General features: G+C 65.0%; 26 protein-coding genes. 12 read left to right on the top strand and 14 right to left on the bottom strand.

Annotation, left to right across the window (positions count from 1 at the left end; all coding sequences use genetic code 11):
• Window positions 1-154 precede the first annotated feature (154 nt).
• The gene (recA, locus tag WDN01_15405; GenBank protein MEJ0027411.1) at window positions 155-1,243 is read right to left on the bottom strand and encodes a recombinase RecA; all 1,089 of its coding nucleotides are present in this window, start codon (window positions 1,241-1,243) and stop codon (window positions 155-157) included.
• Window positions 1,244-1,487: 244 nt separating this feature from the next.
• Between recA and WDN01_15400 the strand changes: the two genes are divergently transcribed.
• Entirely contained in the window at window positions 1,488-2,684 is a 1,197-nt protein-coding gene (locus WDN01_15400; GenBank protein ID MEJ0027410.1) for an ATP-binding protein, read from the top strand.
• A 42-nt stretch (window positions 2,685-2,726) separates the two neighbouring features.
• On the opposite strand, the gene WDN01_15395 is transcribed toward WDN01_15400, so the two are convergent.
• Window positions 2,727-2,948 (bottom strand): hypothetical protein, encoded by a 222-nt coding sequence (locus WDN01_15395; GenBank protein ID MEJ0027409.1) that lies wholly within the window; start codon window positions 2,946-2,948, stop codon window positions 2,727-2,729.
• A 103-nt stretch (window positions 2,949-3,051) separates the two neighbouring features.
• Here WDN01_15395 and WDN01_15390 point away from each other — a divergent pair, with 103 nt between their 5' ends.
• Both WDN01_15390 and WDN01_15385 read left to right on the top strand, forming a co-directional pair.
• Complete coding sequence (locus WDN01_15390; protein MEJ0027408.1) at window positions 3,052-3,897, top strand: AraC family transcriptional regulator; 846 nt, start codon at window positions 3,052-3,054, stop codon at window positions 3,895-3,897.
• A gap of 65 nt (window positions 3,898-3,962) precedes the next feature.
• Complete coding sequence (locus WDN01_15385) at window positions 3,963-4,355, top strand: hypothetical protein (protein ID MEJ0027407.1); 393 nt, start codon at window positions 3,963-3,965, stop codon at window positions 4,353-4,355.
• Here WDN01_15385 and WDN01_15380 read toward each other — a convergent pair.
• The 4 genes from WDN01_15380 to WDN01_15365 form a co-directional block, all read right to left on the bottom strand.
• Window positions 4,352-5,089: a hypothetical protein gene (locus WDN01_15380; GenBank protein MEJ0027406.1), complete on the bottom strand. Its 738-nt coding sequence runs from the start codon at window positions 5,087-5,089 to the stop codon at window positions 4,352-4,354. The two genes, WDN01_15385 and WDN01_15380, sit on opposite strands and share 4 nt — an antisense overlap.
• Window positions 5,090-5,167: 78 nt before the next feature.
• A complete protein-coding gene (locus WDN01_15375; protein MEJ0027405.1) occupies window positions 5,168-6,751 on the bottom strand; it encodes a hypothetical protein in 1,584 nt (527 codons plus the stop codon).
• A gap of 7 nt (window positions 6,752-6,758) precedes the next feature.
• Entirely contained in the window at window positions 6,759-7,724 is a 966-nt protein-coding gene (locus tag WDN01_15370) for a 2OG-Fe(II) oxygenase family protein (protein ID MEJ0027404.1), read from the bottom strand.
• Between the two features lie 4 nt (window positions 7,725-7,728).
• Window positions 7,729-9,846 carry an ATP-binding protein gene (locus WDN01_15365; GenBank protein ID MEJ0027403.1) on the bottom strand — a complete coding sequence of 706 codons (2,118 nt, stop codon included), beginning with the start codon at window positions 9,844-9,846 and terminating at the stop codon, window positions 7,729-7,731.
• 352 nt (window positions 9,847-10,198) lie between these two features.
• Here WDN01_15365 and WDN01_15360 point away from each other — a divergent pair, with 352 nt between their 5' ends.
• The 3 genes from WDN01_15360 (at window position 10,199) to pip (ending at window position 13,442) form a co-directional block, all read left to right on the top strand.
• A complete protein-coding gene (locus WDN01_15360) occupies window positions 10,199-11,410 on the top strand; it encodes an SGNH/GDSL hydrolase family protein (protein MEJ0027402.1) in 1,212 nt (403 codons plus the stop codon).
• The gene (locus tag WDN01_15355; protein MEJ0027401.1) at window positions 11,407-12,309 is read left to right on the top strand and encodes a polysaccharide deacetylase family protein; all 903 of its coding nucleotides are present in this window, start codon (window positions 11,407-11,409) and stop codon (window positions 12,307-12,309) included. The genes WDN01_15360 and WDN01_15355 overlap by 4 nt, the downstream gene beginning before the upstream one ends.
• A 185-nt stretch (window positions 12,310-12,494) precedes the next feature.
• On the top strand, window positions 12,495-13,442 hold the full coding sequence (gene pip / locus WDN01_15350; protein ID MEJ0027400.1) for a prolyl aminopeptidase: 948 nt from the start codon (window positions 12,495-12,497) through the stop codon (window positions 13,440-13,442).
• 135 nt (window positions 13,443-13,577) lie between these two features.
• On the opposite strand, the gene flhB is transcribed toward pip, so the two are convergent.
• The 6 genes from flhB to flgB all read right to left on the bottom strand — a co-directional run bounded on the left by flhB (window position 13,578) and on the right by flgB (window position 17,208).
• On the bottom strand, window positions 13,578-14,657 hold the full coding sequence (gene flhB, locus WDN01_15345) for a flagellar biosynthesis protein FlhB (GenBank protein MEJ0027399.1): 1,080 nt from the start codon (window positions 14,655-14,657) through the stop codon (window positions 13,578-13,580).
• 131 nt (window positions 14,658-14,788) lie between these two features.
• The gene (gene fliR, locus WDN01_15340) at window positions 14,789-15,553 is read right to left on the bottom strand and encodes a flagellar biosynthetic protein FliR (GenBank protein ID MEJ0027398.1); all 765 of its coding nucleotides are present in this window, start codon (window positions 15,551-15,553) and stop codon (window positions 14,789-14,791) included.
• Window positions 15,554-15,700: 147 nt separating this feature from the next.
• Complete coding sequence (locus WDN01_15335) at window positions 15,701-15,964, bottom strand: flagellar biosynthetic protein FliQ (GenBank protein MEJ0027397.1); 264 nt, start codon at window positions 15,962-15,964, stop codon at window positions 15,701-15,703.
• A 23-nt stretch (window positions 15,965-15,987) separates the two neighbouring features.
• The gene (locus WDN01_15330; GenBank protein ID MEJ0027396.1) at window positions 15,988-16,314 is read right to left on the bottom strand and encodes a flagellar hook-basal body complex protein FliE; all 327 of its coding nucleotides are present in this window, start codon (window positions 16,312-16,314) and stop codon (window positions 15,988-15,990) included.
• 49 nt (window positions 16,315-16,363) lie between these two features.
• A complete protein-coding gene (gene flgC / locus WDN01_15325; GenBank protein MEJ0027395.1) occupies window positions 16,364-16,774 on the bottom strand; it encodes a flagellar basal body rod protein FlgC in 411 nt (136 codons plus the stop codon).
• An 11-nt stretch (window positions 16,775-16,785) separates the two neighbouring features.
• The gene (gene flgB / locus WDN01_15320) at window positions 16,786-17,208 is read right to left on the bottom strand and encodes a flagellar basal body rod protein FlgB (protein MEJ0027394.1); all 423 of its coding nucleotides are present in this window, start codon (window positions 17,206-17,208) and stop codon (window positions 16,786-16,788) included.
• Between the two features lie 150 nt (window positions 17,209-17,358).
• Here flgB and WDN01_15315 point away from each other — a divergent pair, with 150 nt between their 5' ends.
• Both WDN01_15315 and fliP read left to right on the top strand, forming a co-directional pair.
• Window positions 17,359-17,667, top strand: a complete 309-nt coding sequence (locus WDN01_15315; protein ID MEJ0027393.1) for a flagellar biosynthetic protein FliO — start codon at window positions 17,359-17,361, stop codon at window positions 17,665-17,667.
• A complete protein-coding gene (gene fliP / locus WDN01_15310) occupies window positions 17,664-18,476 on the top strand; it encodes a flagellar type III secretion system pore protein FliP (GenBank protein ID MEJ0027392.1) in 813 nt (270 codons plus the stop codon). Before WDN01_15315 ends, fliP begins: the two co-directional genes overlap by 4 nt.
• Here fliP and WDN01_15305 read toward each other — a convergent pair whose 3' ends face one another.
• On the bottom strand, window positions 18,477-20,015 hold the full coding sequence (locus WDN01_15305) for an anti-phage dCTP deaminase (protein ID MEJ0027391.1): 1,539 nt from the start codon (window positions 20,013-20,015) through the stop codon (window positions 18,477-18,479).
• 60 nt (window positions 20,016-20,075) lie between these two features.
• On the opposite strand from WDN01_15305, the gene WDN01_15300 reads away from it, so the two are divergent.
• Complete coding sequence (locus WDN01_15300; GenBank protein ID MEJ0027390.1) at window positions 20,076-20,261, top strand: hypothetical protein; 186 nt, start codon at window positions 20,076-20,078, stop codon at window positions 20,259-20,261.
• Between the two features lie 96 nt (window positions 20,262-20,357).
• On the opposite strand, the gene tauD is transcribed toward WDN01_15300, so the two are convergent.
• A complete protein-coding gene (gene tauD / locus WDN01_15295; protein ID MEJ0027389.1) occupies window positions 20,358-21,236 on the bottom strand; it encodes a taurine dioxygenase in 879 nt (292 codons plus the stop codon).
• A gap of 345 nt (window positions 21,237-21,581) precedes the next feature.
• Here tauD and WDN01_15290 point away from each other — a divergent pair, with 345 nt between their 5' ends.
• The 3 genes from WDN01_15290 to WDN01_15280 are packed head-to-tail and all read left to right on the top strand — an operon-like array spanning window position 21,582 to window position 23,072.
• Window positions 21,582-21,920: a helix-turn-helix domain-containing protein gene (locus tag WDN01_15290; protein ID MEJ0027388.1), complete on the top strand. Its 339-nt coding sequence runs from the start codon at window positions 21,582-21,584 to the stop codon at window positions 21,918-21,920.
• Window positions 21,917-22,411, top strand: coding sequence for an arsenate reductase ArsC (locus WDN01_15285; protein MEJ0027387.1), 495 nt, complete (start codon window positions 21,917-21,919; stop codon window positions 22,409-22,411). The genes WDN01_15290 and WDN01_15285 overlap by 4 nt, the downstream gene beginning before the upstream one ends.
• Window positions 22,404-23,072: an MIP/aquaporin family protein gene (locus WDN01_15280; GenBank protein MEJ0027386.1), complete on the top strand. Its 669-nt coding sequence runs from the start codon at window positions 22,404-22,406 to the stop codon at window positions 23,070-23,072. The genes WDN01_15285 and WDN01_15280 overlap by 8 nt, the downstream gene beginning before the upstream one ends.
• The last annotated feature ends 35 nt before the right edge of the window (window positions 23,073-23,107 follow it).

Genomic DNA, 23,107 nt, shown 5'->3' with positions numbered 1-23,107 from the left:
AGGGGACGGTGGGGAAAAACGAAGGGGCGCCCGTGGCGGGGCGCCCCTTCGCCGGAGTCGTTCCCTCATGCCAATAAAGGAACGAACACAAAGCGCAGCGTCAGCTGCGCGATAATCAACAAGCCGGCCTTGCCGGTCGTTGGGCCGGGCCGGCCTATTCCTCGTCTTCGTCCGCGTCCTTGTCCGAGCCGCCCAACGCCAGGTTCTGGGCGATCAGCCCGGCATTGCCGCGGATCGCGGCCTCTATCCTGTCGGCGATGTCGGGATGGGCGGAAAGGAAGGTCTTGGCCTGCTCGCGGCCCTGGCCGATGCGGTCGCCGTCATGGGAGAACCAGGAGCCGGATTTCTCCACCACGCCTGCCTTGACGCCCAGATCGAGCAGTTCGCCCGTCTTGGAAATGCCCTGGCCGTACATGATGTCGAACTCGACCTGCTTGAAGGGCGGCGCGACCTTGTTCTTGACCACCTTCACGCGCGTCTGGTTGCCGATCACCTCGTCGCGGTCCTTGATCGCGCCGATGCGGCGAATGTCGAGCCGCACCGAAGCGTAGAATTTCAGCGCATTGCCACCGGTCGTCGTTTCGGGATTGCCGAACATCACGCCGATCTTCATGCGGATCTGGTTGATGAAGAGCACGATGGTGTTGGATTTGGAGATCGAGGCGGTGAGCTTGCGCAGCGCCTGGCTCATCAGCCGCGCCTGCAGGCCGGGCAGCGAATCGCCCATCTCGCCCTCAAGCTCGGCCTTGGGCGTCAGCGCCGCGACCGAATCGATCACCACGATGTCGACGCCGCCCGAGCGCACCAGCGTATCGGTGATCTCCAGCGCCTGCTCGCCGGTATCGGGCTGGGAGATCAGCATCTCGTCGATATCGACGCCCAGCTTCTTGGCATAGCCGGGGTCCATCGCATGTTCGGCATCGATATAAGCGGCGATGCCGCCCTTCTTCTGGATCTCCGCCACGACATGCAGCGCCAGCGTCGTTTTGCCCGAACTTTCCGGGCCATAGACCTCGATCACCCGGCCGCGCGGCAGCCCGCCGATGCCCAGCGCGATATCGAGCCCGAGCGAGCCGGTGGAGACCGCGTCGGTCGCGACCCCCAGGTCCCGGGCGCCCATCTTCATGACGGAGCCCTTGCCGAAGGCGCGGTCGATCTGGCTCAGCGCCGCGTCCAGCGCACGCTTGCGATCGGCATTTTCCTTATCGTCCTTGGCCACTACCCGCAAAGCCGCCTGTGACATGAGATCCGCCTCCTTATTTCAGAGCGGCAAGGAAAACCCAAGCCACCGCCACGAAGACGCCAAAGTACATGATTTGTTCTTGTTTGCAAGATGCACCCTAAGGCAATGGTATTATTGTTGAATATGAAATATCGTTCGGTATGTGTTCGCGGCGCCTGAACGTCGGCGTAGACTTCGTGCCCGCACGTCGAAGTTGCAAATTTTAGGGAATCTTAGATAGTTATAACAAGAAATAGGCAGTTATATGGACCGCAAGAAGAATCCGTATGCTCCTGGGGCCGGCACGCCGCCGCCCGAATTGACAGGGCGCGACAAGATTCTCGACGACGTCGAAGTTGCCTTGGCGCGCGTCATAGCGGGTCGCCCAAGCCAGGGAATGTTTCTCACCGGCCTTCGGGGTGTGGGCAAGACCGTCCTTCTGAATGAGTTCCTGCGAATTGCGCAAAAAGAAGGATACGTTGTCGACTTCATCGAAGCTCCGGAAAACCGTGCCTTGGCAGAACTGCTGGCCCCAAGCCTGCGGCAGGCGCTCCTAAAAATCAGCGTATTGGAGAAGGCCAAGGACGTTGCCGATCGTGCGTTGGGCGTCCTCAAAAGCTTCACTCTATCGATGAAGATCGGAGAGGTGCAGGTCGCGCTCAGCAACAAGGCTGTCATTGGCACCGCCGACAGCGGCGATCTGGAGCGAGACCTTCCCGACCTTTTCCTGGCGGCGGGAGAGGCCGCAAAAGCAAACGGAACCGGCATTGCCCTTCTGATTGATGAAATCCAATATCTTTCCCAGACCGATTTGGCAGCGCTCATCGTCGCGACACATCGAGTCGCGCAGAGAAACCTTCCGATAATCGTGATCGGGGCCGGTCTACCGCTCCTTCCCGCATTATCGGGTGACGCGAAATCCTATGCCGAACGGCTATTCACCTATCCGATCATCGGCGCGCTGGAGGCCAGAGACGCGCGTCGCGCAATCACCGAGCCCGCCCGGGATCTGAATGTCGAATATACGGACGATGCCCTGGAAGAGATCGTTCGCACGACGGCGGGCTATCCCTATTTTGTACAGGCGTGGGGATCGGTCGTCTGGGACCTTGCACCTCAATCGCCCATAACTCTGGACGACGTGAAAAACGCAAGTGCCGAAGCGACACGAAAACTCGACGAAAGCTTCTTCCGCGTGAGACTCGATCGCGTTACCGATTCCGAGAAACGCTATCTTCGCGCAATGGCCGAACTTGGCTCAGGTCCTTACAAAACTGCCGATATCGCCGCCTTCTTCAAGAAGAAGGGGGCATCGTTCGGCCCGGTTCGAGATTCATTGATCAAAAAGGGCATGATTTACAGTCCGCGCTATGGCGAGATCGATTTCACCGTGCCCCTCTTCGACCAGTTCATGAAGAGGGCTCAGCCGGCAGTTAAGGCCAAGACGTCGAGACGAGATTGAATGCTATAACCACATATAACTTGCTACAACATTCTACGTCTCTCAACTTCGGCCGCGCACGGCCTTCTCGACCTCGCTTTGCGGCGCGCTGGGCGAGACGTCCTCGTCGCCGTCCATCTGGCCGGGCTTGGTCACCTCGCCGCCATGAACCGCGCCGTCGGCCGCCGGAACCGTGCGGTTGGCCAGGGGATCGAGCTTCACCGGCCCCGGTTTTTGCCGGTCCTGGTTCTGCTGGGCGGAATTGGACTCGTTGGGCTCTGCCATCGGGGTCTCCTGGCTGCGCGTCCGAAAGGAAACGTACCGGGCGGCAAAGGGTGGCCGCAAGCCCGGTCAGGACGGCGCCCGGGGCACCTGCCATGATCCCTCCATGTCCGAACCCGACTTCCTGGCCGAAGTCCTCGCCTATATCGAGGCCCATCGCGACGAGCCCCTGACGGTGGCGGAGCTGGCGGCCGTCGCCGGCTTCTCGCCCTACCATTTCTCGCGCCTGTTCACCGCGCGCTTCGGGGAAAGCGTGATGGGCTATGTCCGGCTCTGCCGGCTCCAGGCTGCGGCGCTGCGCCTGACCGGCGACGCGCCGCCGCCGCTGGCCGCGCTCGCCTTCGATTGCGGCTTCGAGAGCCAGGAAGCCTTCACCCGCGCCTTCCGCCGCCGCTATGGCGTGCCGCCCGGCCAGTTCAAGCGCGACGCCCTCAGGCAACCGAAAAAGGAGACCGTCATGTCCGCCGCCGCAAAGGTCGAAATGCTCCCGGATCTCGTGCCGCGCGGCGCCTTCGCCGTCGCCGGGGTCGGCGCGCTGTTCACCGACGAGAACAAGAGCGGCATCCCCGGCCTCTGGCCGCGCCTCATCCGCGTCCTGCCGCTTCCCGGCCAGGCCGATGCGCGCACCTATGGCGTGTGCAGGATGGAGGACAAGGCGGAAGGCATCCTCAGATACATCGCGGGCGTGGAGGTGGCGGGCGACGCGCCGCTGCCGGACGGGTTCGAGCGCATCGGCCTCGACGCGCACAGCTACGCCGTCTTCCGCCTGACGCTGGACGGAACGCCCCTGCATCCGCAGATGCAGGCCGCGATGGGAAAGATATGGGGCGAGCTTCTGCCGCGCTCCGGCTTCAAGACCGTGCCCGCGCCGGACTTCGAACTCTATCCCTCCGACTTCGAGCCGATGCGCAAGGGCTCCCATGTCGACATGTATATCGCCGTCGCGGCGTGACGGTCGTCACGGCGGCGCGCCGACGATGCGCCTAGTTTTGACGCCGCATCGAGGAGATAGGCGTCATGACGGTAACGGATTGGATCCAGCTTCTGCTGCTGGGCTGCTTGTGCGGCGTTGTCGGCCAGGGCATACGGGTCGCCATCGGTATAAAGAAACTGAACAACGCATCCGCCGCGGCGGCCGTGCTGGCGGGCGCGGACAGCAGCCAGGTGTTCGACGCGGCGTTCAAGTGGTCGGACGTCCTGCTCAGCCTGCTCTATGGCGCCGTCGCCGGCGCGCTCGCGGCGGTGGTGTTGGAGCTCGGCAGCAAGGGTCCCCCCGCGCCCGACCCGAAGACGATCCTCGGCCTGATAGCGGCGGGCTATTCCGGCGTCGACTTCATCGAGGGCGTCATGAAAAAGGAACTGCCGACCGCCAACCTCGTCGCCCGGGCGCAGGCGTTGCGCCGTCCCTAAGGCTTCACGAATTTCAACGCGTATTGATCCGTGTGGCCGCGGATCGCCGGATCGAAGATCGACCTGGTGTGGTCGTCGCCCGGCCGGCGCAGGAAGCTTCCCTCGTCGGCCAGCCTGAAGCCCGCCGCCGTCACCTCGCGCACGATCTGGTCGCGCCAGATGCGATGGAGCTTGGCGATGTCGTCGTCGCTCAGCGCGCCGGCCGCCTGATGGTCGAGGATGAAATAGATGCCGCCCGGCTTCAGCGAGTCGAAGACATGCCGGTTGAACGCCGCCATGTCGACGTCGCCATACTCCTTGATGTGCAGGTCGTGATAATTCTGCGTGATCCAGAACAGATCGACCTTTTCCGGCAGGGTGAATTCGCCGAACGCCGCGCCGGCGACCGTCATGTTCTTCAGCGGCAGGCTCGCGACCATCTTCTCGTCGGTGGGCAGGCAATCCTTCCAGCGCATGGTCTCCAGCCCATAGACCTTGCCCTTCGCGCCCACCACGTCGCTCAGCATCCGCGAGAAATAGCCGCCGCAGGGATAAAGCTCGCCGACGATCATGCCGGGCTTCACGCCGGCGAGGACGATGGTGTCGCCGGGATCGCGCAGCGCGTCGGCATCGCGGTCGTCCTTGGGCCGCGTCGGATCGACGACCGCCTGGGCGACATAGGCCGGCGGCTCGACCGCCCGGGCGACGCCGCAGAAAAGAAGAACCGGCAAAGCGATCGGAGCGAGACGTCTCATCCTATCCCCCGGGGAAGAGCACGGCCGGCAGATTAGGGGATCGCGGGCGCCGCCGGTCTACACATTCGTGTGACGGGTTCAGTGTTTCGCGAAAAGGCCGGCCAGGACCGCATCCTCATAGGCCGCGATCTCGCGCTCGAACCGCCATTGAATAGCGGCCTTCTCGTTTTCCGCCAGGAAGGCGGCGCAAGGCGCGCTCGGCGTCGCGGCGCCCGGCGGATTGCCGGCGCAGGCGGGTGCCGGCTTGGCGTAGTCGCCGCTCTGCCAAAGGCTTTGGCCCGGCAGGAAGCTGTATTCCAGGCCGTTGCGCGCGAGTTTCTTGAGATCGAGATAGCCGAGATTCTGCTCCGTCGCGGCGCGGACATATTCGTGGGTGAGATCGATGCGGAACACGCCCTCGTCGTCGGCCGAAAGCGTCACCGGCACGCCGGCGCGGCGGTAGAGCGCCAGCGGATGCTCCGCGCCCTTGATCCCCGGCGTGATGTCGTTGCTGGTGAGGTTGATCTCGACCGCGATCTTCTTCGCCGCCATCTCCGCCAGCAGACCGGCGGCGTCGCGCTCATAAGGAATCGAATAGCCGTGCCCGATCCGCCGCGCTCCCGCGATCTCGACCGTGTCGCGGATGTGGAAGCCGAGCTCCGTCGGCGGCACCAGGCCCAGCGCCAGCTCGCCGGCATGCAGCGACAGGTTCACCCCGGGAAAGCAGGTCTTGAAGAAGCGGAACATCCGCATCTGCAGCTCGAAATCGCGCAGGCTGACGGGATCGTCCTCCGGCGCCACGAGATCGACGCCGACGAAGCGCGGATCGGTCGCGGCCAGCGTGAAGCCCAGCGCGATCTGCGCGAACACCTGTTTGGGCGGCAGCGTGCGCACGGCATAGAAGAGATAATGCACCGCCACGTCGCAGGCGGCGTCGGCCCTCGGCGTGCCGCAGGCCAGCGCCGCGCGCATCTTCGCCTCGGCCGCGTCGTATTCGGCGCGCGCCGCGGCGGCCGGGGCCGGAAGTTTCGGAGCCACCGCGTCGAAGCTCCGGGACAGATCGGCGGCGTCGAACGCGACGTCGTCGCCGAACAGCGCGGGCGCGAACGCAGCCGCGGGATCGGTCATCTGCTCGATATAGGTCACATGATCGGCCGCCGCGATCCGCCGCGTCGCCACCAGCATGTCGCTCAGATGCCCCGCCCCGGCCGGGATGAACCGCCCGAACGTCGCGAAAGTGTGGTCGTGGCCCGAGGCCTCGCCGGTGCCGCTGCCGGGAAACCAGTTGCGCATCGACAGCGCGTCGATGGTCTCCTGGTAGAACTTCGGATCGCGCGAGACCAAGTCCTTGGCCGGCACGGCGTCGGCCGCGCAGGGCGGCGGCGTGATCGCCCGCGTGGCGCGCGCGATGCAGTCGCCGTCGTCGCTCGCCCATTGGAGATAATCCTCGGCATAGACCGAGCCGTCGAGATGGTTGTGCAGGTCGCCGCCCTTCGGCATGGGCTGCAGCAGGACGCGCAAGGCGGGAGGCGAGGCGGCGGCGTGCGCGATCACGGCGGCGACGCGAGCCTCGCGCGACGGCGGTGCGGCGTGCGCTGCCAGCGCCGCAAGCAAAATCGTCATGCCCACGCAGGCGGGCATCCAGAGTCGCTTGCGTCCCTGGATGCCCGCCTGCGCGGGCATGACAGTCTTAGGAAGAAGCCGTTCCATAGGTCTGCCGCATCCTCTCTTCGGAATGAAGTCCGGCGAGAATGGGCGGATATTTGGCCTCTCCGCAACCCGGCAGGCACTCGATCCGCGCGTCGCTGTTCGGTCCGGTGAACAGCACGATGGAAAGCCGCCGCGTCCCCGTCTTCACATCGCGCGGCGGATTGACGACGCGGTGCACGTTCGACACCCAGCGGTCGTTGGTCCAGCGCTGGATCAGGTCGCCCGCGTTGATGACGAGGGTGCCCGGCACCGCCGGCACGTCGATCCAGTCGGCGCCGCTCTTCACCTGGAGCCCGCCCGGCGCCGCGTCCTGGCGCAGGATCGTGAAGCCGGAGAAATCGGTGTGCGGGCCATAGCGCAATTCATGTGCGCCCGGCGCCTCGGGCTGGTCGGGATAGAGCACGCAGCGCAGATTCAATTCCATCTTGTCGAAGAACGGCGCGAAATAGTCCTCCGGCAGATCGAGCGCCACCGCGCTCAGCCGCATCAGGTCCAGCGCGAGGCGCTGCCCCGCCGCAATATAGGCCTCCACCGTCTCGCGGAAGCCCGGCATGTCGTGCGGCCACAGATTGGCGCGATAGAGCCGTGCGTCCAGCGCAGTGTCCGGCGCGGCGCGGTCGAAGCGCGGATTGGCGAAGGTGAGGGACTCGCAGAGATCGGGCCGCGCCTGCGGATCGCGCCCGCTGCCGACGATTTCGCTCCGCAACGGCAGATAGCCCTGGCCGCGTCCCTTGTCCGGAAAAGTGAGCTTCGTCTTCTCCGCGAGCGGCCGCGCGAAGAACGCCTGCGCATGCGCATAGATGCCATCGATTAATGCGCTGTCTATGCCATGACCGCCGATCAGCGCGAACCCGGTCCCCCGCATCGCCGCGTTCCACTGCGCCGCGACGGCCGCGCGGCCGTCGCTCGAAGAAAACGGCGCGATGTCGATGACGGGGATATTCAAGGCGCTATTCGCCCACCACGCGCTTCGGCGCCGGCGCGCCGCTCAGCACTTCCTTCACCTTGGCCGCGAGCTGTTTCAGCCCGAACGGCTTGGGCAGGAAGTGCAGGTCCTCGGCCTTCTCGTCGTTGCGGCGGAAGGCTTCCTCGGCGTAGCCGCTCATGAAGATCACCGCCATCTCGGGCTTGATCCGCTTGACGGCGCGCACCAGCGTCGGGCCGTCCATGTTCGGCATCACGACATCCGTAATAAGCAGGTCGATGGGCGCCTTGGCGTTCTTCACGATCTCCAGCGCTTCCTCGCCGCCGCTCGCCTCCAGCACGCTGTAGCCGCGCATCTTGAGGGCGCGGGCCGCGAAGCTGCGCACCGCCTCTTCGTCCTCCACCAGCAGGATCGTGTCCTGGCCCGTCACGTCGCGCGGCCCGGCGCGTTCCGGCTCGGCGGTGACGGCGGCGTTGGCGTCGATGCGGTGGCGCGGCAGGTAGATGCGGAAGGTCGTGCCCTTGCCGATCTCCGAGTCGACCATGATGAAGCCGCCGGTCTGCTTGACGATGCCGTAGACGGTCGCGAGCCCAAGCCCCGTGCCCTGGCCCACGGGCTTGGTCGTGAAGAAGGGATCGAAGATCTTGCCCAGATGCTCCTTGGCGATGCCGGTGCCGGTGTCGGACACGTCCAGGCGGACATAGTCGCCGGCCGGCATCACACCGGTGCCGAAGGCGACCGGCGCGGTCACCGCCTCGTTCGCGGTGCGGATCGTCACCGTGCCGCCCTTGGGCATCGCATCGCGGGCATTGACCACCAGGTTGATGATCGCGTTGGACAGCTGCGCCTCGTCGGCATGGATCGGCCAGACGTCCGGCCCGTGCTCGAGCTTGAGATCGACGCCCTCGCGCAGCAGCCGGCGCAGCATGAGCGCCAGCTCGCCGACCACGTCGCGCACCGCCAGCACCTTGGGCTGCATGGTCTGCTTGCGCGAAAAGGCGAGAAGCTGGCCCACCAGCGTCGCGGCGCGCAGCGCGTTCTGGTGGATCTCGTTGATCTCCTTGAACGACGGATCGCCCGCCTGGTGCCGCATCAGGAGGAATTCGGAATTGCCGATGATGACCGTGAGCAGGTTGTTGAAGTCGTGCGCCACGCCGCCGGCAAGCTGGCCGACCGCCTGCATCTTCTGGCTCTGGGCGAATTTGGTCTCCAGCGCCTTCTGCTCGGACACGTCGACGAGATAGAGGATGGCGCGGCCGCCGCTGATCGGCGAGGCGAACAATTCCGCCGTGCGCTCGTCGATCCCCGCGGCGCGCAATTCGGCGCTGGCGACGTTGTGCGCGCCCTGCGCCGCCTGCGCGATGAGCTCCACCACACGGGCGCGGTCGGCGCCCTCGACCAGTTCGCCGAACGGCCGCCCCGCCAGCGCGCCCGTCACGCCGAAGAATTTCGCGAAGGCCGGATTGGCGTCGGCGATCTTGCCGTCGCTGCCGGCGAAAGCGACGCCGACCGGCGCGTCGCGGAAGATGTCGCCGATGGCGGCCGGCGCGGTCACCGGTGCGGGCGCGGCGACCGGCTTGGCGGGCGCGGCCTGCACCGAAGGGCTCGACAGGCGCGGCGTGAACCACCAGGCGGTCTGCCCGCCCGACAGCGGCCGGACGGCGGCGACGAGTTCGATGCCCGGACCGACCGCGAAGGATTCCTCGCGCGGCACGCCGTCGGCGGCGCCGCGCGTCAGGCGATAGAGCACGGCGGCGGACGGCTCGCCCGCCAGCGCCAGTTCCGGCGGCGGGGCGGACTCGCCCTCCTTGGCGCCCGACATGCGGCGATAGACGTCGTTGCAGTCGACCACGGCGCCGTCCGTGGCGGTGATCGCCCAGGCGATATTGGCCCGCGCCGCGGCCTCGGCAACGCGCCTGGCGTCGGCGGCGGAGACCTTGTCCTTCGGCCATACCGCAAAGAGGAAGAGGCTCGCGACCGCGCCGATCGCCGCCAGCAGCATGACCCCGGCCCAGCCGACCGCATGGGGCGTCGCCACCGCCAATCCCGCCGAGCCCAGCGCCAGGAAGACGAAACCCAGCGCCGCCCAGCGCCAGGCGCCGGCCGGTATGCCCAGACTGCTGCTGAAAACGCGGGTTGCCATCATGATTCGTACCCTCCCAAGGTAGGCTCTTTTGTGCCCCGGGCCTAATCGGCACCGTTCGTTAAGGGGTCGTCGCATTGCATTGATAAATGCCAATGGATAGCCTTCTGGTATCGGTACCAAGAACAAGCGGGCGGAAGCGTTGAGAGGGTTAGGGATCGCGGCAGCGCTGTTCGCCGCCTTCGTGAGCGCATACGCGGCGTCATCGTCTCCCTCGCCCCCGCAGGGGCAGAGGGCCGGGGGGCGGCAAAGCCATCCGTCGGTCCATCATGTTCTGCGCGCTGCCCATCCAACCCATCGATCGCCGAAATCCGCGCGCGCGGCACCACCCGCCTTGCCCCCCAAAGGGGCAGTGGGAGAACTGAGATGGATCGGTACCTGGTCGGCGGCGCAGCAATTGCCCGAGCCGGCGAACCAGCTCCCGGCCGAGGCGCTGCGCGACACCACTTTGCGCCAGACCATGCATCTCTCGGTCGGCGGCCAGACGATCCGTGTGCGGATTTCCAACGCCTATGGCGCCGCGCCCCTGCATCTGACGGCGGTGCATGTCGCCCGGCCGATGCCCGGCCTGCTCGGGGTCATCGTGCCTGAGACCGATGCCGCCCTGTCCTTCGCGGGACGGAGCGACGTAACCATCCCCGCCGGCGCCGATTTCCTCTCCGATCCGCTGGCGTTTCCGGTGGCGCCGCTGTCCGACCTGACGATCACGCTCCATTACGACCAGCTCGATTTCCAGCCGACCGGCCATCCCGGCGCGCGCGCCGCGGCGTTCCTGGCGCCGGGCGACCAGCTCGCGGCGGCGACGCCGTCGCCCTACACGATGCTCGAGCATTGGTATCTGATCGAGGCGGTCGAGGTCCGGGGCCCGGGCGCGCGGAGCGCGGTCGTCGCGCTCGGGGATTCGATCACCGACGGGCGCGGCTCGATTCCCAATGCGAACAATCGCTGGCCCGACGATCTCGCGCGCAGGCTCGCCGCCAATCCCGCGACGCGCGGCATCGGCGTGCTCAACATGGGAATCGGCGGCAACCGGGTTTTGCTGGACGGGCTCGGCCCCAACGCGCTGGCGCGCTTCGACCGCGACGTGCTCGCCCAGGGCGGCGTGCGCTGGCTGATCCTGCTCGAAGGCATCAACGACCTGGGGATGCTGACGCGCGACGCGGCGGCGGCGGCGCCGGATCACGAGGCGCTGGTGGCGCGCACCATCGCGGCCTATCGCCAGATCGTGCAGCGGGCGCACGACCACGGCATCAAGGTGATGGCCGGCACGCTGCCGCCCTTCATGAGCTTCACCTATTACCACCCGACGCCGGCGAACGAGGCCGACCGACAGGCGCTCAACGCCTGGATCCGCGGCACCGGCAATGTCGACGCCGTGGCCGATTTCGACGCGGCGCTGCGCGATCCGGCCGCGCCCGATCACCTCCTGCCGGCCTTCGACAGCGGCGACCACATCCATCCCTCGGTCGAAGGCTACAAGGCGATGGCGGAGCTGATCCCGCTCGGCTTCTTCGCGCCCCCGCCCGTCGTCCATCGTCCCGCCCATCCCGGAAAACGGAAATGAAAAAGCTGTTCCTGGCCGCCGCCCTTTGCCTGTTCGCCGCTCCGGCGGCGGCCGAGATGAAGATCGCCATCACCTTCGACGACCTGCCCTCGCACGCCATGCTCCCCGAGGGCACGACACGGGTCGAGATCGCGGCGAAGATCCTCGCCGCGCTCAAGGCGGCTAATACCGGGCCGGTCTACGGCTTCGTCAACGGGCTCAGGCTGACGGACGATCCGCCCTCCGCGCCGGTGCTCAGGCTCTGGCGCGACGCCGGCTTTCCGCTCGCCAACCACACCTATTCGCATATGAGCCTGAACGCGCACACGACGGCGGAATGGAGCGCCGACACGCTGAAGGGCGAAGCCGCGATCGCGCCGCTGATGACGGGCCAGGACTGGCACTGGCTGCGCTATCCCTATCTCGCCGAGGGCGACACGCTGGCCAAGCACCTGGAGGCGCGCGCCTTCCTGGCGATGCACGGCTACCGCATCGCCGCGGTGACGATGAGCTTCGACGACTATCAGTGGAACGACGCCTATGCGCGCTGCGTCGCCAAGAAGGACGACGCGACCGTCGCGACGATGGAAGCCGCCTTCCTGACGGCCGCGGATGCGAGTCTGGCCTATTACCACAATCTGTCGATGCAGCTGTTCGGCCGCGACATCGCCTATGTGCTCCTGATGCATCTGGGCGCCTTCGACGCCCGTATGATGCCGCGCCTGCTGGACCTCTATAAGACCCGGGGCGTGAGCTATCTGCCGCTGGAAGAGGCCGAGCGCGATCCGTTCTACGCGGCGCAGCTCGATCCGCGCCTGCCGCCGACGCCGGCGAATCTCGAACAGGCGCTGCTTGCCCGTGGCGTGAGCTTCATCCCGCGCAACGTCAAGGTGTTGCCCTTCGACACGCTGTGCAAGTAGTGCTGACCGGCAGGCCGCGGGTTCAACGGAAGTCTGCCATTTCAAAAAAACTGTCATGGCCCGCGAATGCGGGCCGCCCAGGTGACATCTTGTAGAGCAGATGTCACCTGGGCCCGCCGTTCGCACGCTGTCGCTACGAACTCACGGCGGATGACACCGTTGGGTGCCATTGCTATCGTCCGCTGATGCCGGACCTCTACCCGAAGATCGAGCCCTTCGACAGCGGCATGCTCGATGTGGGGGAGGGTCATCGCCTCTATTGGGAAGTGTGCGGCAATCCCTCCGGCACGCCGGCCGTCGTCCTGCATGGCGGGCCGGGTTCGGGCTGCATGCCGGATGTCCGGCGCTTCTTCGATCCCGCGCGCTATCGCGTCGTGCTGTTCGATCAGCGCAATGCCGGCCGCAGCACGCCGCATGCGGGCGATGTCGCGACCGACCTTTCCACCAATACGACGGCGCATCTGATCGCCGATCTTGAAAAGCTCCGTGCGCATCTCGGCATCGAGCACTGGCTCCTGTTCGGCAGTTCCTGGGGCACGACGCTGGCGCTGGCCTATGCGCAGGCGCATCCGGGGCGCGTGCGCGCCATGGTGCTGTCGAGCGTGACGACCACGCGGCGATCGGAAATCCATTGGCTCTATCACGACGCGGGCCGCTATTTCCCCGAGGCGTGGGCACGCTTCCGCGCCGGGGCGGCGGGCGACGATCTGGTCGAAGCCTATGCGCGTCTGCTAAACGATTCCGATCCGGCGGTGCGCGAGAAAGCGGCGCGCGACTGGTGCGACTGGGAAGACGCCGTGGTCTCCACCGCGCCGGGCCGCAAGCCACACCCGCGCTATGCCGATCCGCGCTTCCGCATGGCGTTCGCGCGCATCGTCACGCATTACTTCCGGCGCGGCGCCTGGCTGGAGGAGGGCGCGCTGATCCGGGGCGCCTACAAGCTTGTCGGCATTCCCGGCGTGCTGATCCATGGCCGCCTCGATCTCGGCTCGCCGATCGACACCGCCTGGGCGTTGTCGCGCGCCTGGCCCGGCAGCGAACTCGTCGTCATCCACGACGCCGGCCACGAGATGCGGACGCCCGGCATGCGCGAAAGCATCGTCGCCGCGCTGGACCGCTTCGCTACCGCATGACCATGTTTGGTTGAAAAGATTTGTCATGCCCGCGCAGGCGGGCATGCAGTGGACTGGACGGCACGCTGAGTCTGGATTCCCGCCTGCGCGGGAATGACACTCTGGAAGCAATTCCATTCCAGCAGATGTTTTGCTCTACCGCGCCTTGATCTTGCCGGTGAGGCGGTAGACATAGCCGATCACCTGCGCCACCGCCTTGAAGTGCTCCTGCGGCACGACCTCGTCGACCTCGACGGTTGCGTGCAGCGCGCGGGCGAGCGGCGGGTTCTCGACGATCGGCACATTGTGCTCCTTCGCCACTTCGCGGATCTTGAGCGCCAGCGCATCGATGCCCTTGGCGACGCAGATCGGCGCCGCCATCTTGCCCTGCTCGTATTTCAGCGCGACCGCGTAATGCGTCGGATTGGTGATGATCACCGTCGCCTCGGGCACCGCCGCGATCATGCGCTTCTTGGCGCGTTCGATGCGGATCTGGCGGATCTTCGCCTTGATCTGCGGGTCGCCTTCGTTCTGGCGGTATTCCTCCTTGATCTCCTGGCGTGACATCTTGTTGCGCTTCATGAACTGATAGCGCTGCAGGATGTAATCGATGGCGGCGATGGCGGCGAGAGCGCCCAGCGCCGCGTAGAGCACCTTGTAGAGCAGACGGGTCATGTCGCCCGCCACCGCGAAAGCCGATTGGTCGAGCACCGATTGCAGCATGGTCCGCTCGGGCCAGATCTGGGTCCACACCGCGAAGCCGACCACGCCGATCTTGAGTAGGCCCTTGACGAGATTCATCAGGCCGTCGAAGCCGAACATCTTCTTGAGGCCGGCGAAGATGTTGAGCTTGGAGAAATCGGGCTTGATCTTCTCCAGCGTGATGCTCGGCCGCGCCTGCAGTACGTGCCCGGCCAGCGCCGCGACGATCATCACTGCGAAGATCGGCGCCAGGATGCCCCCCAGCGTGGTCGTCACCTGCCGCATCAGCGCCATGATGTCGGCCGAGGTCGAAACGCCGATCTGGTCGGGCTGCTCCAGGAACATGCGCATCGCGGTCGCCAGCGACTTGGCGGTGGAGGCGCCGAACATCATGATCGCCATCGTGCCGCCGAGCAGCAGAACGAAGGCCGAGACTTCCGGGCTCTTGACGACGTCGCCATGCGCCTGCGCTTCGTCGAGCCGCTTCTGCGTCGGCTGTTCGGTCTGTTGCGATTCGTCGCGATCGTCGGCCATGGCTTAAGCCGCTGCCCTTTCCGTCCCTGTCATCCCCGCGCAGGCGGGGATCCAGAGCCGCCGGCGCGTCGCCCGAAACCCTGGATGCCCGCCTTCGCGGGCATGACAATGGAGAATGGGACCGCACGCACTCACAGGAACTGTCCCATCTGCGCCGCGTAGAAATTCAGGAACAGCGTCATCATCGAGCCGAGCAGGAGCGCCAGCAGCACGAAGCCGAACATGATGTTGATCGGCATGGCGACGAAGAACACCTGGAGCTGCGGCATCAGCCGCGCCAGGATGCCCAGCGCGGCATAAAGCGCGAAGCCGAACACCAGGAACGGCGCGGAGAGCTGGAAGCCGAGCACGAAGGACGCGCTGACGAGGCGAACGGTCAGCTCCGCCATGTCGCCGGTGGGAAGGGCTGCGCCCGGCGGGATCATCTTGTAGCTGCCGGCGATGGCGCCGATCGCGACATGGTGCAGGTCGGTCGAGAAGATCAGCACCGCGCCCAGCAGCGAGAAGAAATTTCCGATGGCGGCGCCCTGCTCGTGCTGCGTCGGATCGACGGTCTGGGCATAGGCAAGGCCGGTCTGCGTCGCGATCAAGAGGCCCGCGGTCTGCAGCGCGCTCATGATGATGCGCGACATCGCGCCGATCAGGATGCCGGCGGTCGCCTCCTGCGCGACGAGCAGCGCGAGCTGCAGCACGTTGGACGGCGCCGCCGCCGGATAATGGCTCTGCACCACCGGCGTCAGCGCCACCGTCACCGCCAGCGCCAGCACCAGCCGCACCCGCGCGGGGATTCCGCCTTCGCCCAGCGCCGGCAGCAGCATCATGAGCGAGCCGGTCCGCGCGAAGACGAGCAGATAGGTGAGCAGCATTCCCGAGAGAGCGGGCAGATGGATATGCATGGCGCTAAGCCTTTCCTCCCCCGCGTTTGCGGGGGAGGTGCCGAGCGGAGCGAGGCGGAGGGGGGCCGCCAGGCGGGCCCCCTCGATACGCTGTCGCTACGAGCCCGCAACGGCGGGGGAGGAAAGAAGAAGCAGCGTCATCCATCGTCAATACGCCGCGATGCGCTGCGCGATGTCGACCATCAATCCGTTCATCGCCGAGCCGGCGAAGGGCAGGGTGATCAGCAGGACCACGAAGATCGCCACGATCTTGGGCACGAAGACCAGCGTCATTTCCTGGATCTGCGTCAGCGCCTGGAGCAGGCCGATGGCGAGGCCGACCACCAGGGCCGTCAGCATGGAGGGCGTGATGACCTCCAGGAGGACGAGGATGGAAGAACGCGCAAAGTCGATGGAATCCGCTGCTGTCATAGTCTCGCCCCCGCGCGCCGTCTTCAGATCGGCATGTTCATGATGGACTGATAGGCGGCGACGACCTTGTCGCGCACCGCCACCACGGTATCGAGCGTGATCTCCGCCTGGTTCACCGCGTTCACGACGTCGACGATGTTGGCCTGGCCCGCGACCTGGCGCGCCGCCATGGTCTCGCCCTGCTTCATCGTGCCCATGCCGTCCTTGAGCGCGCCCTGCAGGAAGCTGGTGAAATCGCTGGCGCCCGCGCCGAGCGCGCCGGGCGAGGCCGCGCCGCCGGCCGCGCCGGCGCCGCCGATATTGGAGATCGCCTGATAGGCCGCGGCGGCGGCGGCGGGAAGGACGGCCATGGTTTACTCCTTTGACGGGATCCCCGCTTCCGCGGGATGACGCTGCGCGTCACTTTCTCAACAGGTCGACGGTGCGCGACAGCATGGTCTTGGACGCGTCCATCACTGTCAGGTCGGCCTCGTAGGACCGCTGCGCCTCGCGCATGTCCATGATTTCGACCAGCGCGTTGACGTTGGGCAGCTTGACATAGCCCTTGGCGTCGGCGTTCGGATTGCCCGGATCGTAGCGCGTGGTGAAGTCGGACATGTCGGCCATCGGTTTTCCCGGGGTCACGAGAGTCGCGTTCAGCTCGCGGTCGAATTCGCTCTTCACCGTCGCGATCTTGCGGCGATAGGGATCGCCGCCCGGCGCCGCCGAGGTCGAATTGGCGTTGGCGATGTTCTCCGCGATGACGCGCATGCGGTCGGACTGCGCCCGCATGCCCGACGCGGCGACGATGAGGGAGGTGGTGAAATCCATCTTGGTCTCCTTCAGCCGCCGTGGCCGATCGCGGTCTTCATCATGTCGATCGCCTTGGCGTAGAGATTGCTCGCGGCCTGGAATTCCGCCTGGGTGTCGGAGACGCGGATCATCTCCTGCTCCAGCGACACCGTGTTGCCCGACGGATTGGCTTCGGCGTCGGGCGAGTTGAAGTCGGTATAGTCGGCGCCGCCGGAATGGCTGAGCGAGATGTGGCGCGGATCGGTGGTCGCCATGCCGCCCTGGAACTGCGACGGCGCGGTGGAATCCTTCAGGATGTCGGCGAAATCGACGGGCTTGAGGTCCTTGGCGCTGTAGCCGGGCGTGTCGACATTGGCGACGTTCTGCGCCAGCACGTTCTGCCGCGCGCTGAGCCAGCTCATGCGCTCCTTCAGCATCGCCATCAGCGGCATGTCGGATACGTTGAGAGCCATCGTTGTTCTCCGTATACGGAAAATTAGCCTTAACCGCACCCAGCATGCCGCCGATCGATTAAGCGTCGCTTAACGCTGGTGGAAATACCTGCCCGGCAAATTCGTCCCGTTTTTAACGCGCGATTAAGGTTGACGAAGTTTGATGCGCGCATGGAACTGATGGATTTCGCGCGCTATATCGGCGCCCTTCTTCTGGTGCTGGGCCTCGTCGGGGCCGCCGGCCTCGCGGCGCGGCGCTTCGGCCTCGGCTCGCTCGTCAAGCCGTCGGCGACGCGCCGCCTCGCCGTGGTCGAGACGCTGACGATCGGCCCGCGCCAGCGCCTGATGATCGTGCGCCGCGACAATGTCGAGCACGTCGTGCTGTCGGGTCCCGACGGCGCCAGCGTCATCGAATCCGGCATCCCGGCGCAGGCGATGCCGATCACCGCCGCGCTCATGACCGCCGAGGCGCATTCGTGAAGCGCACGGGGCTCCTTTTCGCCGCCGTCGCGCTGGCCGCGCTCGCGCTGCCGCACGCCGCTGAGGCCGCGTCGCCGGCCGCGCATGCGATCGCCGCGGCGACGACGGGCGCGACGTCGACGGCCGCCGGCGGCCTCAACATCGATCTGTCGGGCGGCGGGCTCTTCACCGACAAGATCATGCAGATCATCGCGCTGATCACGGTCCTGTCGATCGCGCCCTCGATCCTGATCATGATGACGAGCTTCGTGCGCATCGTCGTGGTGCTGTCGCTGCTGCGCACCGCGATGGGCCTGCAGCAGAGCCCGCCCAACAGCGTGATCGTCTCGCTGTCGCTGTTCCTGACGCTGTTCGTGATGACGCCGACCCTGAAGGACGCCTACAACCAGGGCATCGTTCCCCTGGTGAACAACCAGATCACCACCGAGCAGGCGTTCGACCGCGCCGCGACGCCGATGAAGAAATTCATGCTGGGTCACGTCCGCGCCGCGGACCTGAAGCTGTTCCTCGACATGAGCAACGCCAAGGCGCCGGCCAAGCCGCAGGACGTGGCGGTCACCACCATCGCCCCGGCCTTCATGCTGAGCGAGCTCAAGCGCGCCTTCGAGATCGGGTTCCTGATCTTCGTGCCGTTCCTGATCATCGACATGGCGGTGGCCTCGATCCTGATGAGCATGGGCATGATGATGCTGCCGCCGGTGATCATTTCGCTGCCGTTCAAGCTGATCTTCTTCGTGCTGGTGGACGGCTGGCGCCTGGTCGCGGGCAGCCTGGTGGAGAGCTACCTCCACGCCCCGCCGCCGACATAACTATTTTTCTTCGTCAAGCTGCCTTTGCATTTGATCCGCCGTGGCGCCCAGCCGGGTCCGATAATTCCGCTGTAAACTTTTGAGCACGACGCCCTCCGGTTGGCTGTATGCAGGAGATTTAATGTCAACCAACGGCTGCTTTCGGTCGTCCCGATACGCCTCGAACCGGGCGTCTCTATTTTTGCGCCGTCCGCGTTGAAAGAGCTCTTGATAGCGGCGCGGTGTAACTCCATAGAAATGGTGAAATTCAATGGCCGGAAAACGGGTATATTGGCCGCGGTCATGCCCTTCAATTTGCGCAGAATCACTATGTAGCTGAGCAGTCAGGCTTTTGGGATACGGTTCCAAAAATACTACTTTTGAAATGCCGGCAGCGATTATGTGTTTGGCGCAAATGTGGCAGGGAAATGTTGTGCAATAAAGAACTGCCCCTTGCAGAGCTCTACCTAGTCGCGCGGCGTCACAGATGGCATTCATTTCGCCATGAATAACTCGGGCATATTCCAGCGCGTCCATCAGCTGTGAATCTCGTACACCTTTGTCTCTTAGTATTTCATCGACGCTTTTCGGATTGCCAACGGCACGGAGAATTTCGGAAAGAATTTCTCTTTTTCTGATTTCGTTCGAATCTTCGCCGCGTTTGAAATCCCGATCGTCGAACTCGCCATCTGCCCAATACGTTCCTCCTTCCGCTTTGGGTACTTCGTTGGCACCCAGCGAGATAATTTGGCCCTGACCATCGAGAATGCATGCGCCGACCTGCCGCGAAAGGTCGAGGCTCCTTAGGGCAGCGCCCTTCGCAAGGAACATTCCGTGCTCAAGCTTGGTTGGGGAAATCGAATTTGAGGAAAACAACAATTCGCAGAAACGACTAGTTTGGTCTTCTGCGCTAGGTGAATGCTCGTCGAGATTTACGATGAAGTCTGCATCATGAAATATTTTTCCGACTTGTTGCCCGTGATCATCTTGCTCATTTTCATCGATCTGAACGAGTTCTTCCGCGAACGCACGAAAGTTATTAAAGTTGAATGAATCATGGCCAGACGCAAATTTCCTGGCCATATGATCTACGCGCGCACCTCGGCGCGAGTAGATCGAAATCTGGAAGAAGATATCTCCGTATACGGATCGAAGTAGATCTATCTCCTCACGCCTCTTGAACTGGTGAAGAAGGTAGACTGTTCGGCTAAATTTCTGCTCCGGCGGGCGAGGTTGCGCAGCTCTCTTCCGCACGACGCGGGCGATAGTGGTGGCTGCCAGAAACGAGTCGTCTACGAAATGTTTCCGGAGCTGGTCTCCGTACTTGATGTAGGATTTGTAGCGGGACTGAGGTGGAAATGTCTCAAGTGTGTCGATAGGTTCGACATGCTGTTTTAAGACCTGAAATACGTCTGTGACTTTGATGTCTATCACGTCATATCGTTGCGCTCGGAAGAATGCTTTCGCGGCCTGCAGCGGCCGATTGTAGTCGGCGCCGATTGGCGCAACGAAACCGAATACGAGTTCCGGAAACTCAATCCTGGGTATGAGTGTATTCACGGGATTCCCAGCGCATGCGAATGGTGTTACTGATTCTGTCTCGTCGAATGGAGGATGGTTATGGCCGGCATGATCCCAGACAAGAAAACCATCCAAGAGATTGAGCGCGATTACGAAACGCTACGCACAAGGCACGACCAACTTGTTGAGAGGTGGCTTCGATCTCGGTTTGAGCCAGCTCAAACCACGGACGAAAATCGCGTCGTGGCAAAAAATGAGTTTGTTGACCAGATAATGCTAGATTGAAGTGGAGTTGCCTCATTAAACGGCGCGCGCGGAACCCTTGTCAAATGGGGGTCGTCTTTGATCGTAGTAGACGTGTGAGAAGCCTTGGCCTTTTATTCATTCCGCCGCCTGGCGCACATCCGCCGGCCGGCGCGCCTTGTTGAAGGGGCGGTCCCCCAGGATCGTCGCGCGGTTCATGATGCGGCGGTGGGGCAGGTAGTCGTTCACCGCGTAGTGCTGCGTTATGCGGTTGTCCCAGAAGGCGATCGAATTCTCCTTCCACTTCCAGCGCACCTGGTATTCCGGCTTCTGGACGTGCACGAACAGCATGTTCAGGAGGGCGGCGCTCTCCTCGCGGCGCAGGCCCTTGATGCGATCCGTAAAGCCGTAATTCACGAACAGCCCGTCGGCGCCGGTCTCCGGATGGGTGCGCACCACGGGGTGGATCACCGGCGGATGCTCCGCCACCGCCTTCGCGTGTTTCTCCGCGCCGGCCTGGCCCGCGACCGTGCCGCGCGCCGGGAAGCCGCGCGCGAAATCATGGACCGCGTCGAGCTCGCTCAGGAATCGCTGCAGCGGCTTCGATAGCCCTTCATACGCCGCCTGCATGTTGGCCCACACCGTGTCGCCGCCCTTCGGCGGCAGCAGCTTGGCATAGAGGATCGCGCCCAGGGGCGGCGTCTCGATGAACGTCACATCGGTGTGCCAGGCGTCGTTGTCGGTCGGATTGTTCGCGTGGTTGTCCAGGATGAACATCTCCGGCGCCTCGGGCACGCCGGGATAGAGCGGATGGGTGTGCAGCATGCCGAAGCGCGCCGCGAAGTCGCGATGCTGCACCGGCGTGATGTGCTGGTCCTCGAAGAAGATCACCTTGTGCTTGAGCAGGGCCGCGCGGACGGCGGCGATCTCCGCATCGTCCAGCCGCTTCGACAAGTCGACGCCTTCGACGACCGCGCCGATGGTGGGCGTCAGGGTGCGGGTGGCGATCTTGGACACGGGTGAACTCCGTCAAGGCAAAAAGTGCGGGCCGGAGCTTAAGACGGCCGGTGAGGCGGCGCAAAAGGGGACTTGCGCCGCGCCGCGTTCGTCCCTCCGGCCCGCTGCCAAGTTCAGGGAGGAACCACCGGGCAAGCCCGGTATGCCTTTAAACTCTAGTAAATCGATATAGTCAACGATGTAAGCGCCTTTGCAGGTGCGGCGTCTGGCGCGCGCGCGAAGTTCATCCCGAGCGCCGCGCCGCGCCGCCCGTCGACGCGACGCGCAGTGCGTGGATCGCGGCTCTCGGGCCGCCTTTTTTGGTGCGAGCCTTGACCGCCCCAATGATTTCATTATTCTAGAAATATGGAATCGGACGACGCCCTCGCCAAACTATCCGCCCTTGCGCAGGACACCCGCCTGGCGATCTTCCGCCGGCTCGTCCGCGCCGGTCCGGCGGGCGAAAGCGCCGGCGCCATCGCCGAGGCGCTGTCCACGCCCGCGCCGACGCTGTCCTTCCACCTGAAGGAGCTGGAACGCGCCGGCCTCATCGTCCAGCGGCGCGAGAGCCGCAGCCTGATCTACACCGCGCATTTCGACGGCATGCGTTCGCTGCTGGCCTTCCTGATGGAGGATTGCTGCGGCGGCCGTCCCGAGATATGCAACATCGTGCCGGACGCTGCGTCGACCCGGTGCGGCGCATGAGCGGGCAAGTCTACAACGTGCTTTTCCTCTGCACCGGCAACTCGGCCCGCTCGATCCTCGCCGAAGCGATCCTGAACGCGGAAAGCAGAGGCCGCTTCCGCGCCTTCTCGGCGGGCAGTTTCCCGAAGGGAACGGTCAATCCCTTCGCGCTCGCCATGCTGAAACAGGCCGGGCTCGCCGCCGAAGGCTATCGCTCCAAGAGCTGGGACGAGTTCGCCGCGTCCGACGCGCCGGTGATGGATTTCGTGTTCACCGTCTGCGACGACGCGGCCGGCGAAGTCTGTCCGGTATGGCCCGGCCATCCCGTCACCGCCCATTGGGGGATGCCCGATCCGGCGGCAGTGGAGGGCAGCGACGCACGGAAGGCGCAGGCCTTCCGCGCCACGCTGCGCCTGCTGACCAACCGCATCCGCGTTTTCACGGCGCTGCCGATCGCGAAGCTCGACCGCCTTGCCGCGAAGACGCATGTGGACGCGATCGGCCGTGGCTGATCTTCGCCGGGCCTGCTTTGCCGAGGCGCTCGGGACCTGCCTGCTGGCTGCGGGAGTCGTCGGCTCGGGGATCATGGCCGAGACGCTGACCCGGGATGCCGCCCTGGCGCTGCTCTGCAACACCGCGGCGACGGCGGCATTGCTCGTCGTGCTGATCCTGGCGCTGGCGCCGGTATCCGGCGCCCATTTCAATCCGGCGGTGACGCTGGCCTTCGCGGTGCGCGGCGAATTCGCCTGGAGAAACGCTGCGGCTTACATGGTCGCTCAGTTCGCCGGCGGCATTGCCGGCACCTGGCTCGCGCATGCGATGTTCGCCTTGCCCGTTCTCGCCCCGGGCATCGCCGCGCGCAGCGGTCCGCCGATCTGGCTGTCGGAGTTCGTGGCGACCTTCGGCCTGCTGCTGGCGATCTTCGCCATGCGGGGTGAGCGCGTCGTCGCCTTCGCCGTCGGCCTCTATATCGCGGCGGCCTATTGGTTCACCGCGTCGACCGCCTTCGCCAATCCCGCCGTCACCGTGGCGCGCGCCCTGACGCCGACCTTTTCCGGCATCCGCCCGGCCGACGCGCCCGCCTTCGTCGTCGCGGAAATCGCGGGCGCGCTGGCGGCGACCTTCGTCTCGGTCTGGCTTTTCGCAGGTCCGAAAGCCAGCCCTCACGCGTGACACAAAATTTGGCTAAGCTCGTCGCCGTTGTATAG

Source organism: Rhizomicrobium sp. (assembly GCA_037200985.1).
Lineage (GTDB): Bacteria > Pseudomonadota > Alphaproteobacteria > Micropepsales > Micropepsaceae > Rhizomicrobium.
Note: the sequence above shows the minus strand (reverse complement) of the source record. Positions and strands in the feature narration are given on the sequence as shown.